This is a genomic window from Enterobacter sp. PP-008-ECC_S150, from assembly GCF_045257065.1.
In the GTDB taxonomy this organism is placed as follows: Bacteria; Pseudomonadota; Gammaproteobacteria; order Enterobacterales; family Enterobacteriaceae; genus Enterobacter; species Enterobacter chengduensis.
Genome location: NZ_JBJHHG010000010.1, coordinates 75,674 through 92,202 on the forward strand (window position 1 = coordinate 75,674; position 16,529 = coordinate 92,202).

At 56.9% G+C, this 16,529-nt stretch carries 13 protein-coding genes and 1 CRISPR repeat array; of the genes, 7 read left to right on the forward strand and 6 right to left on the reverse strand.

Annotated elements, in window-relative coordinates; genetic code table 11:
- Position 1: 1 nt before the first annotated feature.
- Complete coding sequence (locus ACJBF3_RS12735) at positions 2 to 481, forward strand: type VI secretion system tube protein TssD (RefSeq protein ID WP_045327298.1); 480 nt, start codon at positions 2 to 4, stop codon at positions 479 to 481.
- Between the two features lie 185 nt (positions 482 to 666).
- Here the strand turns inward: ACJBF3_RS12735 and clpA are convergent, their stop codons facing one another.
- A complete protein-coding gene (gene clpA / locus ACJBF3_RS12740) occupies positions 667 to 2,946 on the reverse strand; it encodes an ATP-dependent Clp protease ATP-binding subunit ClpA (RefSeq protein ID WP_008499992.1) in 2,280 nt (759 codons plus the stop codon).
- A 27-nt stretch (positions 2,947 to 2,973) separates the two neighbouring features.
- Positions 2,974 to 3,294, reverse strand: a complete 321-nt coding sequence (gene clpS / locus ACJBF3_RS12745) for an ATP-dependent Clp protease adapter ClpS (RefSeq protein ID WP_006174393.1) — start codon at positions 3,292 to 3,294, stop codon at positions 2,974 to 2,976.
- Positions 3,295 to 3,561: 267 nt separating this feature from the next.
- Between clpS and cspD the strand changes: the two genes are divergently transcribed.
- Entirely contained in the window at positions 3,562 to 3,783 is a 222-nt protein-coding gene (gene cspD / locus ACJBF3_RS12750) for a cold shock-like protein CspD (RefSeq protein ID WP_006809408.1), read from the forward strand.
- Between the two features lie 160 nt (positions 3,784 to 3,943).
- Here cspD and macB read toward each other — a convergent pair whose 3' ends face one another.
- Both macB and macA read right to left on the reverse strand, forming a co-directional pair.
- Positions 3,944 to 5,884 carry a macrolide ABC transporter ATP-binding protein/permease MacB gene (macB, locus tag ACJBF3_RS12755; protein ID WP_045327301.1) on the reverse strand — a complete coding sequence of 647 codons (1,941 nt, stop codon included), beginning with the start codon at positions 5,882 to 5,884 and terminating at the stop codon, positions 3,944 to 3,946.
- Entirely contained in the window at positions 5,881 to 6,996 is a 1,116-nt protein-coding gene (gene macA / locus ACJBF3_RS12760; protein ID WP_045327303.1) for a macrolide transporter subunit MacA, read from the reverse strand. Before macA ends, macB begins: the two co-directional genes overlap by 4 nt.
- Positions 6,997 to 7,155: 159 nt before the next feature.
- Here macA and ACJBF3_RS12765 point away from each other — a divergent pair, with 159 nt between their 5' ends.
- Positions 7,156 to 8,112 (forward strand): VirK/YbjX family protein, encoded by a 957-nt coding sequence (locus ACJBF3_RS12765; RefSeq protein ID WP_045327304.1) that lies wholly within the window; start codon positions 7,156 to 7,158, stop codon positions 8,110 to 8,112.
- Here ACJBF3_RS12765 and ACJBF3_RS12770 read toward each other — a convergent pair.
- Positions 8,109 to 9,767: an ATP-dependent endonuclease gene (locus ACJBF3_RS12770; protein WP_045327306.1), complete on the reverse strand. Its 1,659-nt coding sequence runs from the start codon at positions 9,765 to 9,767 to the stop codon at positions 8,109 to 8,111. The genes ACJBF3_RS12765 and ACJBF3_RS12770 overlap by 4 nt on opposite strands.
- Positions 9,768 to 10,057: 290 nt before the next feature.
- Here ACJBF3_RS12770 and aqpZ point away from each other — a divergent pair, with 290 nt between their 5' ends.
- The 4 genes from aqpZ (at position 10,058) to hcr (ending at position 14,598) form a co-directional block, all read left to right on the forward strand.
- Positions 10,058 to 10,753 carry an aquaporin Z gene (aqpZ, locus tag ACJBF3_RS12775; protein WP_014883193.1) on the forward strand — a complete coding sequence of 232 codons (696 nt, stop codon included), beginning with the start codon at positions 10,058 to 10,060 and terminating at the stop codon, positions 10,751 to 10,753.
- A gap of 169 nt (positions 10,754 to 10,922) precedes the next feature.
- Positions 10,923 to 11,822, forward strand: coding sequence for a lysine exporter LysO family protein (locus ACJBF3_RS12780; RefSeq protein WP_045327308.1), 900 nt, complete (start codon positions 10,923 to 10,925; stop codon positions 11,820 to 11,822).
- 144 nt (positions 11,823 to 11,966) lie between these two features.
- Positions 11,967 to 13,619 carry a hydroxylamine reductase gene (gene hcp / locus ACJBF3_RS12785; RefSeq protein ID WP_045327310.1) on the forward strand — a complete coding sequence of 551 codons (1,653 nt, stop codon included), beginning with the start codon at positions 11,967 to 11,969 and terminating at the stop codon, positions 13,617 to 13,619.
- Between the two features lie 10 nt (positions 13,620 to 13,629).
- Entirely contained in the window at positions 13,630 to 14,598 is a 969-nt protein-coding gene (gene hcr, locus ACJBF3_RS12790) for an NADH oxidoreductase (protein WP_045327312.1), read from the forward strand.
- A 791-nt stretch (positions 14,599 to 15,389) separates the two neighbouring features.
- A CRISPR array of direct repeats spans positions 15,390 to 15,898; the repeat unit is 28 nt; unit sequence TTTCTAAGCTGCCTGTACGGCAGTGAAC.
- 167 nt (positions 15,899 to 16,065) lie between these two features.
- Here the strand turns inward: hcr and ACJBF3_RS12795 are convergent.
- Positions 16,066 to 16,500, reverse strand: coding sequence for a DoxX family protein (locus tag ACJBF3_RS12795; RefSeq protein ID WP_045327314.1), 435 nt, complete (start codon positions 16,498 to 16,500; stop codon positions 16,066 to 16,068).
- Between the last annotated feature and the right edge of the window lie 29 nt (positions 16,501 to 16,529).

The window sequence follows — 16,529 nt, forward strand, 5'->3', positions numbered from 1 at the left end:
AATGACAATACCAGCACATATGTGGCTTACCGATGAAAATAACTCGCCTTTAATGGGTGAATGTTTAATGCCTACACGATTGGGTTCCACAGAACTTAAATCGTTCAATCATTCTGTATGGATCCCTACAGATTATAACACTGGAAAACTTACTGGTACGCGCCTACATGTTCCGATTACATTTGAAAAAGAGATAGATCGCCTCACCCCCTATTTATTCAGAGCGGTATGTCAGGGTAGAACACTAAAAACAGCTTTAATTAAAATGTACAGGATTAATGAAGCAGGAATAGAGGTAGAATACTTTAATATAAAGATGGAAAACGTAAAGATTACAAGAATTTCTCCCGTTCTATTTCCATTAGGCGTTGCAAGTAAGCATATGGAAGAAATTGAAATTCGTTATGAATCTATAGAATGGATTTACTGTGATGGGAACATCATGTTCAAAGACTCGTGGAATGAAAGAGCAGTGGCATAAAAAAGGACTCTGAAGCGTCCTGTTTTTGTTGTGACTATCTTAACTAAAACTAAAAACAGCAAGCGAAGTTGTGCTTTTACATTGTGCGGCCTGATGCCCTCACCCCGGCCCTCTCCCACGGTGAGAGGGAGAAAAACGGGCACAAAAAAGCCGGGTTAAAAACCCGGCTTTTATACTAAAACGACTTAGTGAGCCGCTTCCGGCTTGTGCTTCGCCGCACTCTGGAAATCGTACGTTAGCTCGTTCTTCGCCTGGTCCAGCGCCACGGTCACCTGGCCGCCGTCCACCAGCGAGCCAAACAGCAGCTCGTTCGCCAGCGGTTTCTTCAGGTTGTCCTGAATCACACGCGCCATCGGACGGGCCCCCATCGCACGGTCGTAGCCTTTCTCGGCCAGCCAGTTGCGGGCCTCCTGGCTCACTTCCAGCGATACGCCTTTCTGATCCAGCTGAACCTGCAGCTCGACGATGAACTTATCCACCACCTGATGGATCACCTCGGTTGACAGGTGATCGAACCAGATAATGTTGTCCAGACGGTTGCGGAACTCCGGCGTGAAGATCTTCTTGATCTCCTCCATCGCATCGGTGCTGTTATCCTGGTGGATCAGGCCGATGGATTTACGCTCGGTTTCACGCACACCGGCGTTGGTGGTCATCACCAGCACCACGTTGCGGAAGTCCGCCTTGCGCCCGTTGTTGTCGGTCAGCGTCCCGTTGTCCATCACCTGCAGCAGAATGTTGAACACGTCCGGGTGCGCTTTCTCGATTTCATCGAGCAGCAGGACCGCGTGCGGATGCTTGATCACCGCGTCGGTGAGCAGGCCGCCCTGGTCAAAGCCGACGTAGCCCGGAGGCGCACCAATCAAACGGCTGACGGTGTGACGCTCCATATACTCGGACATATCAAAGCGCAGCAGCTCAATGCCGAGCGCTTTGGAGAGCTGCACCGTGACCTCGGTTTTCCCCACGCCGGTCGGACCGGCGAACAGGAAGGAACCGACAGGCTTGTGGTCATGCCCCAGTCCGGCACGGGCCATCTTGATCGCTTCGGTTAAGGCCTCAATGGCTTTATCCTGACCAAAGACCAGCATTTTCAGGCGATTGCCGAGGGTGCGCAGCGTGTCGCGGTCGCTCTGAGAAACGCTCTTCTCAGGGATACGCGCGATGCGGGCCACCACGGACTCAATATCCGCCACGTTAACGGTTTTCTTACGCTTGCTGGCCGGCATCAGGCGCGCACGCGCCCCCGCCTCATCAATGACGTCAATGGCCTTATCCGGCAGATGACGGTCGTTGATGTATTTCACCGCCAGCTCCACCGCCGCACGGACCGCTTTCGCGGTGTAACGCACGTCGTGGTGCGCTTCGTACTTCGGCTTCAGGCCGTTGATGATCTGCACCGTTTCCTCGACGGACGGTTCGGTCACGTCGATTTTCTGGAAGCGGCGCGCCAGCGCGCGGTCTTTCTCAAAGATGTTGCTGAACTCCTGGTAGGTGGTAGAGCCAATCACGCGGATCTTGCCGCTGGAGAGCAGCGGTTTGATCAGGTTAGCCGCATCCACCTGGCCGCCGGAGGCCGCACCTGCACCGATGATGGTGTGGATCTCATCGATAAACAGGATGCTGTTGGTATCCTGCTCCAGCTGTTTTAACAGCGCCTTGAAGCGTTTTTCAAAATCACCGCGGTATTTGGTGCCCGCCAGCAGCGAGCCGATATCCAGCGAGTAGATGGTGCAATCGGCAATCACTTCCGGCACGTCGCCCTGCACAATGCGCCAGGCAAGCCCTTCGGCAATCGCGGTTTTACCCACGCCAGATTCCCCCACCAGCAGCGGGTTGTTCTTGCGGCGACGGCACAGCACCTGAATCGCGCGTTCCAGCTCTTTATCGCGACCAATCAGCGGGTCGATACCGCCAACGCGAGCAAGCTGGTTAAGGTTGGTGGTGAAGTTTTCCATACGATCCTCCCCGCCTGCTTGCTCTTCATTGTTATTGACCTGGTTGCTGGAATCCGATGCCTGGTTAGGCTCGTCTTTACGCGTTCCGTGAGAAATAAAGTTCACCACGTCGAGGCGGCTGACTTCGTGTTTGCGCAGCAGATAGGCAGCCTGCGACTCCTGCTCGCTGAAGATGGCGACTAAGACGTTTGCGCCAGTCACTTCGCTACGTCCGGAAGACTGGACGTGGAATACCGCGCGCTGCAGCACCCGCTGGAAGCTGAGCGTCGGCTGCGTGTCGCGCTCTTCTTCACTGGCTGGCAGCACCGGTGTGGTTTGTTCGATGAAGGCTTCGAGTTCCTGACGTAGCGCCACCAGATCCACGGAGCAGGCTTCCAGCGCTTCGCGGGCAGATGGGTTGCTAAGCAGTGCGAGCAGTAAATGCTCGACGGTCATAAACTCATGTCGGTGCTCACGCGCTCTGGCGAAAGCCATGTTTAAACTGAGTTCCAGTTCTTGATTGAGCATAGGCACCTCCCCCAATTTTATGCCTTATCAGGCCTTTTCCAGCGTACACAGCAACGGATGCTCGTTCTCCCTCGCATAGTCGTTCACCATCGCCACTTTGGTTTCCGCCACTTCTGCCGTAAAAATGCCGCAGATGGCTTTGCCTCGATAATGAACGGTAAGCATCAGTTGCGTTGCACGTTCTACATCATAAGAAAAGAACTTTTGTAGCACGTCAATAACAAATTCCATCGGCGTGTAATCATCGTTCATTAACATAACTTTATACATAGATGGCGGTTTTAGCGCGTCGCGCACTTTGTCTTCCGCCAGCTGGTCAAAATCCAGCCAATCGTTGGTCTTACCCATGATGCATAACCACTTTGAATCTACCTCAGATGTTAGATAACAATCATCTATTACTGTCATCCGCGATGTCTGTCACAAACTGTCGCAATAGCGTTAACTGCTTCAAACTTTGGTTGATTATTGTCCCAACTCCAGCGCCAAACGCTTGACGATGTCTTTCGTTTCTCTAAATTGTACAAGCGTGAGATGGCGAGGTTTTGAACAGCCCCCACTCCACCACCGGTTCATTCCATCTTAACTTATAAGATTTACGAAGGATGTCGAAGCATGGAAATGGGTACTGTTAAGTGGTTCAACAACGCCAAAGGGTTTGGCTTCATCTGCCCCGAAGGCGGCGGCGAGGATATCTTCGCTCACTATTCCACCATTCAGATGGATGGTTACAGAACGCTCAAAGCCGGGCAGTCCGTCCGGTTCGATGTACACCAGGGACCGAAAGGCAATCATGCAAGCCTTATCGTCCCCGTTGAAGCAGAGACGGTTGCCTAGCTCTCTGTTTTATTGTGTACATCCCGCCGTCAAAATGCCAGCCCGATCGGCTGGCATTTTTATTTTCACTGTTCTGCGCCACGTTGCCCGGCGGCGCTACGCTTGCACGGGCCTACGTCAAGTGTAGGCCGGGTAAGGCGAAGCCGTCACCCGGCAAAAGCTATTCCCGAGCCAGCGCGTCCACCGGATCCAGCCGCGCCGCGTTGCGGGCGGGGAGCCAGCCGAACAAAATGCCGGTAAAGGTCGAACACAAGAACGCGGTAATAATGGCAACCGGCGAGAAGCCAATCTCCCAGCCGGGTAAAAAGAGCTGGAGCGCAAACGCGATCATCATCGAGAGCGCAATACCCATCGCCCCGCCGACCAGGCACACCAGCACCGCCTCAATCAAAAACTGCTGCAGCACGTCGCTGGCTCTGGCCCCGACCGCCATGCGGATGCCAATCTCCCGGGTACGTTCCGTGACCGACACCAGCATGATATTCATCACCCCGATGCCGCCGACAACCAGCGAAATCACCGCCACCAGCGTGAGGAACAGCTGAAGAGTACGTGTGGTCTTTTCCGCCGTTTTCAAGAGGCCGTCCATGTTCCAGGTGAAGAAATCTTTCTTCCCGTGGCGCAGGGTTAACAGCCGCTCAAGCTGCTGCTCGGCCAGCGCGCTGTCGTAGCCCTCCTTCACGCGTACGGTGATGGAGTTGAGCCAGGACTGCCCCATAATCCGTCCGGAGATGGTGGTATAGGGCAGCCACACGCGCAGGATCTTGCTGCTGCCAAACATCGACTGCTTCTCCTCCGCGACCCCGATGACCGTGGCAGGCATGTTGCCGACCAGGATCACTTCACCCACCACGTTGGCTTTATTGGGGAAAAGCTGCCTGCGCGAGTTCGCGTCCAGCACCACCACCTGCGCCCTGCCCGCCAGCTGTTCGGCGTTGAAGGTGGCGCCCTCGCTGAAGGTCATGCCGTAGACGTTGAAGTAGTCTCCGCTGACGCCGTTGGCGCTGGCGGCTACGTCAACATTGCCCACGCGCAGCCGCAGATTCTGCGAAACCGCCGGCGTGGCGGAGTTAACCCACGGCTGCTTCTGAATCGCCGCCAGATCGTCATATTTCAGCGCCTGCTGATACTGCGGCTCGTCGTCGCCGAAGTCTTTACCGGGATAAACGTCAATCGTGTTGGTGCCGATGGCGCGGATATCGGCCAGCACCAGCTGCTTCGCCGCGTCGCCCACCACCACGATCGACACCACCGAGGCGATACCGATAATGATGCCGAGCATCGTCAGCAGGGTGCGCATTTTATTGGCCGCCATCGCCAGCCAGGCCATGGTCAGCGCCTCACGAAAGCCGCTGGAAAACTGTCCCCAGCCGGTTGCGGCCGGTAGCGCTTCTTTCGGCGCCGCCGCGCTGGACGCCCGCGGCGGCGGGTTGCTCACCAGCTCGCCGTCGTGGATCTCAATAACACGTTCAGCCTGCGCCGCCACCTGCGGATCGTGGGTGACGATAATGACCGTATGCCCCCGATCGCGCAGCTGGTGGAGGATCGCCATCACCTCTTCGCCGGAATGGCTGTCAAGCGCGCCGGTCGGTTCATCCGCGAGGATCACCTGTCCACCGTTCATCAGGGCGCGGGCGATACTCACGCGCTGCTGCTGGCCGCCGGAAAGCTGCGAGGGCTGATACTCTACCCGCTCCGCCAGCCCCAGGCGCGTCAGCAGCATCTGCGCACGCTCAAGACGTTTTTTCCGCTCGACGCCCGCATACACCGCCGGTACTTCAACGTTCTGGGCCGCACTAAGATGAGAAAGCAGGTGGTAGCGCTGGAAGATAAAGCCAAAATGTTCCCGGCGCAGCTTCGCCAGGGCGTCGCCGTCCAGCGTGGAGACATCCGTTCCGGCCACGCGATAGCTGCCGCTGGTCGGTTTATCCAGACAGCCGAGAATGTTCATCAGCGTCGATTTACCGGAGCCCGACGCCCCGACAATCGCCACCATCTCGCCCGCCTCCACGCGCAGGGAGATGCCCTTCAGCACCTCCACCGGGCCATCGCCGGACGGATAGCTGCGGCGAATGTCATTCAGCTCAAGCAGCGCCGTCATTTGGCGACTCCGGGCAGGCTTTCGCTGACAACAACCTCCTCACCCTCTTCCAGCCCTTTGACCACCACCACGTCGGTGTCGTTGCGCGCGCCAATCACCACCTCACGCTCGCGCGTTTCGCCGTTGCGCAGCACCTTCACTTTGTAGCGGCTCTCCCCGGCGGATTCACCCAGCGCCGAGAGCGGAATGGTCAGCACGTTCTTCACGCCGGTCAGCTGGATATGCACCTGCGCGGTCATGTCCAGACGCAGCACGCCCTTCGGGTTAGGCACCTCAAAGCGGGCATAGTAGAAGATGGCGTCGTTCACTTTTTCCGGCGTCGGCAGAATGTCCTTCAGCACGCCTTCGTAGCGGGTCTGCGGGTCGCCCAGCACCGTAAACCAGGCGTTCTGCCCCGGCTTAAGGTGGATGACATCCGCCTCTGAGACCTGGGCCTTCACCAGCATGGTGCTCATGTCTGCCAGGGTCAAAATGTTTGGCGCCTGCTGGGCGGCAATCACCGTCTGGCCCTGCAGGGTGGTGATCTGGGTGACCTCTCCGGCCATCGGCGCGACGATTTGGGTGTAGTCGAGGTTGGTTTTCGCCGTATCCAGCGAGGCCTGATTGCGTTTGATCTGCGCGTCAATCGTGCCAATCTGCGCCTGTTTTACCGCCAGTTCCGTGGTGGCCGTGTCTAAATCTTGCTTCGAGATAGCCTGGGTTTTGGCCAGCGCCTGCTGACGGGTCAGCGTCACCTGGGCCAGGTTGCGCTCGGCCAGCGCCTGCGCACGCTGCGCGCGCAGCTCCATCAGCGTGGCTTCCACCTCGCGGATCTGGTTCTCAGCCTGTTCAGGATCGATCACGCCGAGCAGTTGGCCTTTTTTCACCTTGTCGCCAATCTCAACCGACAGCGTTTTCAGCTGACCGCTGACCTGCGCACCGACGTCAACCTTGCGCAGCGCGTCGAGCTTGCCCGTCGCGAGGACGTTTTGCTGCAGCTCGCCCGGGCGAACAATCAGCGTCTGATACTGCGGCACCGGCGCATTCAGCACCTGCCATAGCCAGTATCCACCGGCTAAAACCACGACCGCCAGCAGCAGAAACAGCGTTCTGCGTTTTCCCTTGAGGTTCATAAATATTCCAATTAAATGTTCTGGCAATGATAAAGGTTGATTCTAACTAAACGACTCTTCAACGAAACCCCTGTTCTCCGAAATCGCCCCAATTTGTTTACGAGACGTTGACATTTCCCCTGTTGAAATAGCGATATTCCACAAGGATCAGGATCTACCATGTCTTCTATCGTCGATACATCACTTTCAAACCTGCCGCAGCCAAAATCCGGCTGGCAGCTCTTCAAAAGCCTGGCTTTCGGTGAGATTGCGCCAGGGCTGGCATGGGAAAAAACCGCCTACCGACGCAAGTTCATGCTGCGCTCGCTGGCGACACCGCTCAGCACCGCTCGCCTGCTGACTGCGCTGGCAAAGCATCCGCACCTGATGCAAATGCTCCAGGTTCAGCCGGGGCTGCCCTGCCGCCTGCATCGCCCTTGGTTGACCGTCAATATGGATCGACAGCGTACGCTGGAATCGCTGTCCTGGCACTATCAGGTCATGTCACGCCAGCTGCCGCCGACGCTGATAAATGGCTACCTCTCAAAGTCGGGCGTGACGCTGCTGACCTTAACCGGAAAAGAGGAACAGCAATTTACCGTTCGCCTGTGTGCCGATGCGTTTATGGATAAAGAGGGAGAAGCGACCCTCGTTTTTTGTGACGGTCAAAACACCGCGCTGGCGGAGATGACCTTTACGCTATGCCCGTTTGAGGGAAAATCGACGCTGTTCATTGGCGGTTTACAGGGTGCAAAAGCGCATGTTCCCCACGAGCTGATCCAGGGGGCGACGAAAGCCTGCCATGGCCTGTTCCCGAAACGTCTGCTGGTCGAGGCCGCCATGACCCTCGGCGCCGCGTTCCCGGTAGAGCAGATTATCGCCGTCAGTAACGATACCCATATTTATCGCAGCTGGCGCTACCGCAAGAAAAAAGAGGGGAAACTGTTGGCCGATTACGACAGCTTCTGGCTCTCCCTCGGCGGTGAAAAGCAGGACAACGGTAACTTTACGCTGCCGCTCGTCATGCCGCGTAAACCGATGGAAGAGATCGCCAGCAAAAAACGCTCGGAATATCGCCGCCGCTACGAACTGCTGGATAGCCTGATTCAGCAGGTGAAACAGGCGACCCGGCGTTAATCGGCTCTCCCGCGCGCCAGCCACAGCACGCGGGAGAACATCTTCCTCAGCAGCGTGGGCACTGCCTCTACCCCCCGCCTTCCCGCTTCCGTCGCCACCTCAATGGCGAGATCCGGTTTTGACGAGCGATGAATGGCCTTGGCGATCACCCGCCGCATGTTCATCGGGACATCGACCGGCACCATCGCAACGCGGTGGAAGACGTCGTCGAATCCCTGACGATACATAAAGTGCTCCATGTCCATCGCGGGAAGCATGGTTAAATGGTCGCGCTCTTCTTCTTGCTCGTTATTCAGCAGGCTACGCACGGTCGAGGCATATTTTTTGCCCGCCTCATCACCGTCGACCAGGACGTGCCACTCGATCCCCATCCGGCGGGCGAATTTTATCAGCGGCTTTAATCCCGACTGGGCGAATTCAATCACCTTAATGCCTTCCGCATCAAAATGGTGGCCGCACTGGCGCGCCAGCTCGTTGATGACCCAGGTTTCCGTTTCCCCCTCCACCAGCAGCCAGCAGCGGGCAAAGAGCGACGAGGCGCGGTTAAAGCGGATATGAAAGGCGATGCGCCGCCCGTCTTCCGCGTTCAAACCGCCCGGCCCAAGCCGGAAAGCGGAGACGCGGGAGGATTCGCGCACCAGACGGCAGACGTGTTCTACCGGTGTCAGGGACAATAGCTCCCCGGAATTGGTGGTCGTAATACGCTGGAGCGGCAGCAGATTCAGCAGATGCCAGGCCACCGAGAGCATGATGGGATGCAGACGCGTTTCCGGGTCTTCCACCAGCAGCAGCGGCCGGGCGTCCCGGTCGAGACGGACGGTGCCTTTGGCCTGCAGAAGCGTTGAGAACAGCCCCAGCAGAATCACCCGATGGGTACGGCCGCCGGGCCGGTCAATCATCCGGTTAATGATATCGAGGTAGCGCCAGCTGCGCTGCTCGTCATGAGAGCGGCGGCGCATCAGACGATGGCGCGACTCGGACGTGCCCTGCTCGGAAAAATAGTGCTCCAGAAGCTGCACCATTGCGGACAGCCCCTGGCGGATTTGACCATCGGTCAGGTTCTGCGGACGCGACACCAGCTCTCTTGCCAGAAAATCCAGCTCGCGAGCGGTCACTTCCACTTCCGGCATATTCGGGACGGTACCGTTACGAATACGCCGCATAAAGCGCGCGTCGCGCAGGCGTAACACGGGCGTCAGGCGGATCAGGTGGCGGGCGAGGTCGTCGATATTGTCCAGCGGGATCGGGTTGGCTTTCTCATCGAGGAAATCACGGAGGGTCAACACGCCCTCATTTTCCGCCATTTCCCCCTCCAGCCGATAGAAAATCCGGTGGTGCCCGTCATCGCACGGCACCCAGCAGGGCGACAGCGGGCGGAAGCGGCGCACGCGGTGGCGGCCCGGTTCGGCTTCGCGGAACGTCAGGATGATGTGCAGGTGCTTCTCGCGCCCCGTCACGTCGCCCGGCGGGAACCAGAAATCCTCGCGGACGAAGTGATACAGATCGTCTTCGGGGGAAAGCAGCAACGTCAGCGCATCCAGCAGGCTGGACTTCCCCCACGCGTTCTCGCCGATCAGGACGTTGTTCTGCTCAAGCTGCAGCGACAGGCGGTTAATACCGCGAAACCCGACAATTTCCACACGTTCGAGAAGCATAAATCCCCCGCGAAATGATCACTTTTTCCTTTAAGTTATCAGCAGTATAGCGGGAGGCGTTCTGTCACGACAGCACAACATTCACCCTTGCGGGAATTGGTCTATGCTCTATTTACCGCTGATTTGAACAAGGATTGACATCACATTGCCTTAAATCAAATTAATCGAATTTATTTAAGTGGCGAAGGGATGTTGTTGGTTTCTAAAATACGAGCTCTTTGAGTCGTCATCCCTTTATGGCGATATATCCCGCGCGCGGGAAGCGTGCGGAAAATTATTTTGAGGTGGTTATGTTTAGAAAATTAGCGGCGGAATGCTTTGGTACATTCTGGCTGGTATTTGGTGGCTGCGGTAGCGCCGTTCTGGCAGCAGCATTCCCGGAATTAGGCATTGGTTTTGTCGGCGTCGCGCTGGCATTTGGTTTAACCGTGTTAACCATGGCGTTTGCCGTGGGGCATATTTCCGGCGGTCATTTTAACCCGGCGGTAACGTTAGGCTTATGGGCGGGCGGCCGTTTCCCGGCTAAAGACGTGATTGGTTACATCGTGGCGCAGGTGGTTGGCGGTATTATTGCGGCCGGCGTTCTGTACGTGATTGCCAGCGGCAAAGCGGGCTTCGACGCGGCGGCCAGCGGCTTCGCCTCTAACGGCTTCGGCGAACATTCCCCGGGCGGTTACTCCATGCTGTCTGCCATCGTGATTGAAATTGTGCTGACCGCCGGCTTCCTGCTGGTGATCCACGGCGCAACGGACAAACACGCTCCGGCAGGCTTTGCCCCAATTGCGATTGGTCTGGCGCTGACCCTTATTCACCTGATTTCGATTCCGGTCACCAACACCTCCGTTAACCCGGCGCGCAGCACCGCCGTCGCCATCTTCCAGGGCGGCTGGGCGCTAGAGCAGCTGTGGCTGTTCTGGGTGATGCCGATTATCGGCGGTATCCTGGGCGGCGTGCTGTACCGCACTCTGCTGGAAAAACGCGATTAATTGCGCGCGGTGTCGGGTGGCGCTAACGCTTACCCGACCTACGTGAATGTGCACCTGTAGGCCGGGTAAGGCGTAGCCGCCACCCGGCTTTCTTATGCCGCTTTACTGGACAGCCTTTATTGGGTAGTGTCTCTGGCGCTCACCAGATACTCAAAAGGACCGGCTGTTCATGTTTTCAGGACTCCTCATTATTCTGCTGCCCCTGATTGCGGGCTACCTTATTCCGCTGCATCAGGAATCGGCATTACGGCTTATCAACCGTTTTCTCAGCTGGATTGTTTACGTCATTCTTTTCTTTATGGGGATCAGCCTGGCCTTCCTGGATAATTTGGCCACCAATCTGCTTTCCATCCTGCACTATTCTGCGGTCACCGTGGTGGTTATTTTACTGTGCAATATTGCCGCGCTGCTGTGGCTGGAACGGACTATTCCATGGAAAAATCACCATCATCAGGAAAAACAGCCTTCCCGAATTGCGATGGCGCTTGAATCATTAAAATTATGCGGCGTCGTGGTGCTCGGTTTTCTTCTTGGGCTGACCGGCTGGGCATTTTTGCAGCATGCGACAGAGGCCAGTGAATATACGCTGATCTTCCTGCTGTTCCTGATCGGTATTCAGCTGCGAAATAACGGCATGACGCTGAAGCAAATTGTCCTCAACCGCCGGGGAATGATGATTGCCGTTATCGTTGTCGCCAGCTCCATGGTGGCGGGGGTCATTAACGCCTTTATTCTCGATCTGCCGCTGAAAACCGGCCTGGCGATGGCCTCCGGTTTTGGCTGGTACTCTCTCTCCGGTATTCTGCTGACCGAATCATTCGGCCCGGTCATCGGCAGCGCCGCCTTCTTTAACGATCTGGCGCGAGAGCTGATTGCCATCATGCTGATCCCGGGCCTGGTTCGCCGCAGCCGTTCTACCGCGCTGGGTCTGTGCGGCGCGACGTCGATGGACTTTACCCTTCCGGTACTCCAGCGCTCCGGCGGCCTGGATCTGGTGCCTGCCGCCATCGTTCACGGCTTTATCCTGAGCCTGCTGGTTCCCATTCTGATGGCGTTTTTCTCCGCCTGATACTTCTTTGGCGGTAGGGTTCCTGCCGCCAAAATTGCGCTAAATCAATCTCCCTCGATTTTGTAGCAGAAAGCCCTTTTCACCCTTCCGGCACAGGCATAACCTTAAACATGTATCTTAAATATAACTTTAACAGGTGTGATTATGTTTTGTGTGCAATGTGAACAAACTATCCGTACTCCGGCCGGTAACGGTTGCTCTTACGCACAGGGTATGTGCGGCAAAACCGCAGAAACATCTGACCTGCAGGACCTGCTGATTGCGGCCCTGCAAGGCCTTTCCGCCTGGGCGCTCAAGGCCCGCGAATACGGCATTGTCGAACATTACGTCGACAGCTTCGCCCCGCGCGCCTTCTTCTCCACGCTGACCAACGTTAACTTCGATTCGCCGCGCATTGTTGGCTATGCCCGTGAAGCCATCGCACTGCGGGAAGCGCTGAAGGCGCAGTGCCTGAACGCTGATGCTAACGCCCGCGTGGAAAACCCAATGGCAGAACTTCAGCTGGCGAGTGACGATCTGGGCGACCTCCAGCGTCAGGCGGCAGACTTCACCCCGAATAAAGACAAAGCGGCGATTGGCGAGAACATTCTCGGCCTGCGCCTGCTGTGCCTGTACGGTCTGAAAGGCGCGGCGGCCTATATGGAACACGCCCACGTGCTCGGCCAATATGACAACGATATTTACGCCCAGTACCACAAGATCATGGCGTGGCTCGGCACCTGGCCTGCCGACATGAACGCGCTGCTGGAGTGCGCAATGGAAATCGGCCAGATGAACTTCCGCGTGATGAGCATTCTGGACGCCGGTGAAACCAGCACCTACGGCCACCCGACGCCGACGCAGGTCAACGTTAAGGAGACCGCAGGCAAGTGCATCCTGATTTCCGGCCATGACCTGAAAGATCTCTACAACCTGCTGAAGCAGACCGAAGGCACCGGCGTGAACGTCTATACCCACGGCGAAATGCTGCCCGCGCACGGCTACCCGGAGCTGCGTAAATTCAAGCATCTGATTGGTAACTACGGCAGCGGCTGGCAGAACCAGCAGGTGGAGTTCGCCCGCTTCCCTGGCCCTATCGTGATGACCTCTAACTGCATTATCGACCCTACCGTGGGCGCGTACGACGACCGCATCTGGACCCGCAGCATCGTCGGCTGGCCTGGCGTGAGCCATCTTGAAGGCGACGATTTCGCTCCGGTTATCGCCCAGGCGCAGCAGATGTCGGGCTTCCCGTACAGCGAAATTCCGCATCTCATCACCGTCGGCTTCGGCCGTGAAACCCTCCTCGGCGCCGCCGATTCGCTGATCGATCTCGTTAGCCGTGAAAAGCTGCGCCACATCTTCCTCGTCGGCGGCTGTGACGGCGCGCGCGGCGAGCGTAGCTACTTCACCGATTTCGCCACCCGCGTGCCGGAAGACTGCCTGATCCTGACCCTGGCGTGCGGCAAATACCGTTTCAACAAGCTGGACTTCGGCAACATCGAAGGCCTGCCGCGCCTGATTGATGCGGGCCAGTGTAACGATGCCTACTCGGCCATCATCCTGGCGGTCACCCTGGCGGAAAAACTGGGCTGCGGCGTGAACGATCTGCCGCTGTCGCTGGTGCTGTCATGGTTTGAACAGAAGGCGATTGTCATCCTGCTGACCCTGCTCTCTCTGGGCGTCACCAACATCGTGACCGGCCCGACCGCGCCAGGCTTCCTGACGCCGGACCTGCTGGCGGTGCTGAATGAAAAATTCGGCCTGCGTTCCGTGACGAATGTTGAAGACGATATGAAACAGCTGCTGAGCGCGTAAGGAGGTATCTATGACCATGCCAACCCCACAATGCCCGTGGCGGATGCAGGTTCATCACATCCAGCAGGAGACGCCGGACGTGTGGACGCTGTCGCTGATTTGCCACGACTATTACCCGTACCGCGCAGGCCAGTACGCGCTGGTCAGCGTTCGACATTCGGCGGACACCCTGCGCGCCTACACGCTCTCGTCAACGCCGGGCGTAAGCGAGTACATTACGCTCACCGTCCGCCGTATTGATGACGGGGCGGGCTCCCAGTGGCTGACCCGTGACGTGAAGCGCGGGGATTATCTCTGGCTGTCCGACGCGCAGGGTAATTTCACCTGTGACGACAAGGCAGACGATAAGTTCCTGCTGCTGGCGGCGGGCTGCGGCGTGACGCCGATTATGTCGATGCGCCGCTGGCTGGCGAAAAACCGACCGCAGGCCGACGTACAAGCGATCTTCAGCGTGCGTTCTCCAAACGATGTGATCTTTGCCGAGGAGTGGCGCAACTATCCGGTGACGCTGGTGGCCGAGCACCACGCGACCCACGGCTTTGTGGCCGGTCGCCTGAGCCGCGAGCTGCTGCAGAGCGTGCCGGACATTGCGAACCGCACCGTGATGACCTGCGGCCCGGCGCCGTACATGGACAGCGCGGAAAAAGAGGTGAAAGCGCTTGGCGTGACCCGCTTCTTTAAAGAGCAGTTCTTCACGCCGGTGGCGGAAGCGGCAGCCAGCGGGATTCAGTTTACCAAGCTACAGCCTGCGCAGACCTTCTTTGGCCGCGTGGGGACGACGCTGCTGGAGGCGCTGGAAAGCAACAGGGTGCCGGTCGTGGCAGCCTGCCGCGCGGGCGTGTGCGGCTGCTGTAAGACGAAGGTGGTTTCCGGGGAGTATACCGTCACCAGCACCATGACGCTCTCCGACGCGGAAGTTGCCGAGGGTTACGTGCTGGCGTGCTCGTGCCATCCGCAGGGGGATTTAGTTCTCGCATAATCTGACGCGGTGCCGCCGTTTTTTGCCGGGTGGCACTGCGTTTACCCGGCCTATCTTATCCATGCAGGCTTTTTGTCGGATGGCACTGCGTTTACCCGGCCTACTTTTTCCAGCCAGGCTTTTTGTCGGGTGGCACTGCGCTTACCCGACCTACCTTATCCATGCAGGCTTTTTGTCGGATGGCATTGCGTTTACCCGACCTGCTTTATCCATGCAGGCTTTTTGTCGGGTGGCACTGCGTTTAACCGACCTACCTTATCCATTCAGGCTTTTTGCCGGGTGGCACTGCGTTTACCCGGCCTACTTTTTACATGCAGGCTTTTTGTCGGATGGCATTGCGTTTACCCGACCTACTTTATCCATGCAGGCTTTTTGTCGGGTGGCACTGCGTTTACCCGACCTACCTCATCCATTCAGGCTTTTTGTCGGATGGCACTGCGTTTACCCGACCTACCTTATCCATTCAGGCTTTTTGTCGGGTGGCACTACGTTTAAAGGACCTACTTTATCCATGCAGGCTTTTTGCCGGGTGGCACGGCGTTTACCCGACCTACCTTATCCATTCAGGCTTTTTGTCGGGTGGCACTGCGTTTACCCGACCTACTTTATCCATGCAGGCTTTTTGTCGGGTGGTACTGCGTTTACCCGGCCTACTTTTTACATGCAGGCTTTTTGTCGGATGGCACTGCGTTTACCCGACCTACTTTATCCATGCAGGCTCTTCGTAGGCCCGGTAAGCGCTAGCGCCACCGGGCTTATAAACAGGCAGCACAGTGTTTGACCGAACTAGATGTGGTTGCTGCCTGTACGGCAGTGAACGTTCACCCTGGCAACGTCAGAACGCGTCGACTTTTCTAAGCTGCCTGTACGGCAGTGAACATTCCTCAACCGCACTTGCTATTAGCTGCATGGTTTCTAAGCTGCCTGTACGGCAGTGAACGCTCAGAATCAGGAGCGAATTGACAAGGCGTATTTCTAAGCTGCCTGTACGGCAGTGAACGTCACAAGCGCGTGGTGGTCCGTCACGGTGACTTTCTAAGCTGCCTGTACGGCAGTGAACGTCAGGCGATTGTTTCCTCATCTATCCGCGCTTTTCTAAGCTGCCTGTACGGCAGTGAACCGTACTCAGTTGGTTTGCGCACGACTTCTACATTTCTAAGCTGCCTGTACGGCAGTGAACTATTTACCGGGCCGCTATTGTTTACCTGCGGCTTTCTAAGCTGCCTGTACGGCAGTGAACCAGGGGAAGTGGCATCAACTTCCGCTTTTGCTTTTCTAAGCTGCCTGTACGGCAGTGAACTGGAACAATCTACACCTATCATCTTGTCAGATAAAGAAATTACCTAAAAAAATCGTCTCAACCCCTTTTTTTCTTTGCATACATTTCAGCACAATAAAATCAATGAGTTACAAATAGCCAATAAAAAAGGGTCCGTAGACCCCTTCCTTCATACCCGAGCCCAAACCTCAACGCCACGCTGGGTCTTTCCCCACCGCGTAACGCCCTGCCCCTAAACACGCCACCGCCAGCGAGCCAACAAAGAAGTACACCAGGCTTTCAATCGCCCATGCACCAACCTTATCGAGGGCGAACGTTTCGCCCATTCCCACCATCAGCCACGCCACAATCATCGTAAACGCCAGCACCAGCGCGGCCGGGCGCGTAAAGAGCCCGATAATAATCAGGACTGGCACCAGCACTTCGCCAACCAACACGCCGTAGGCGATAAATCCAGGCAATCCTTTTTCCACCAGCATGCCGCTGATAAAGCCCACGCCGCCAAAAAGCTTGTGCACACCGTGAAACAGCATCAGCCCGCCGACGGCAAGTCGTAACAAGAGTTTGCCAAGATCGTCGCACGACAGCTTTTCATTAACAGCAATTAACAATGATTTAACCATTTGAAATGATTCCTGTTTTCACTGAGGTA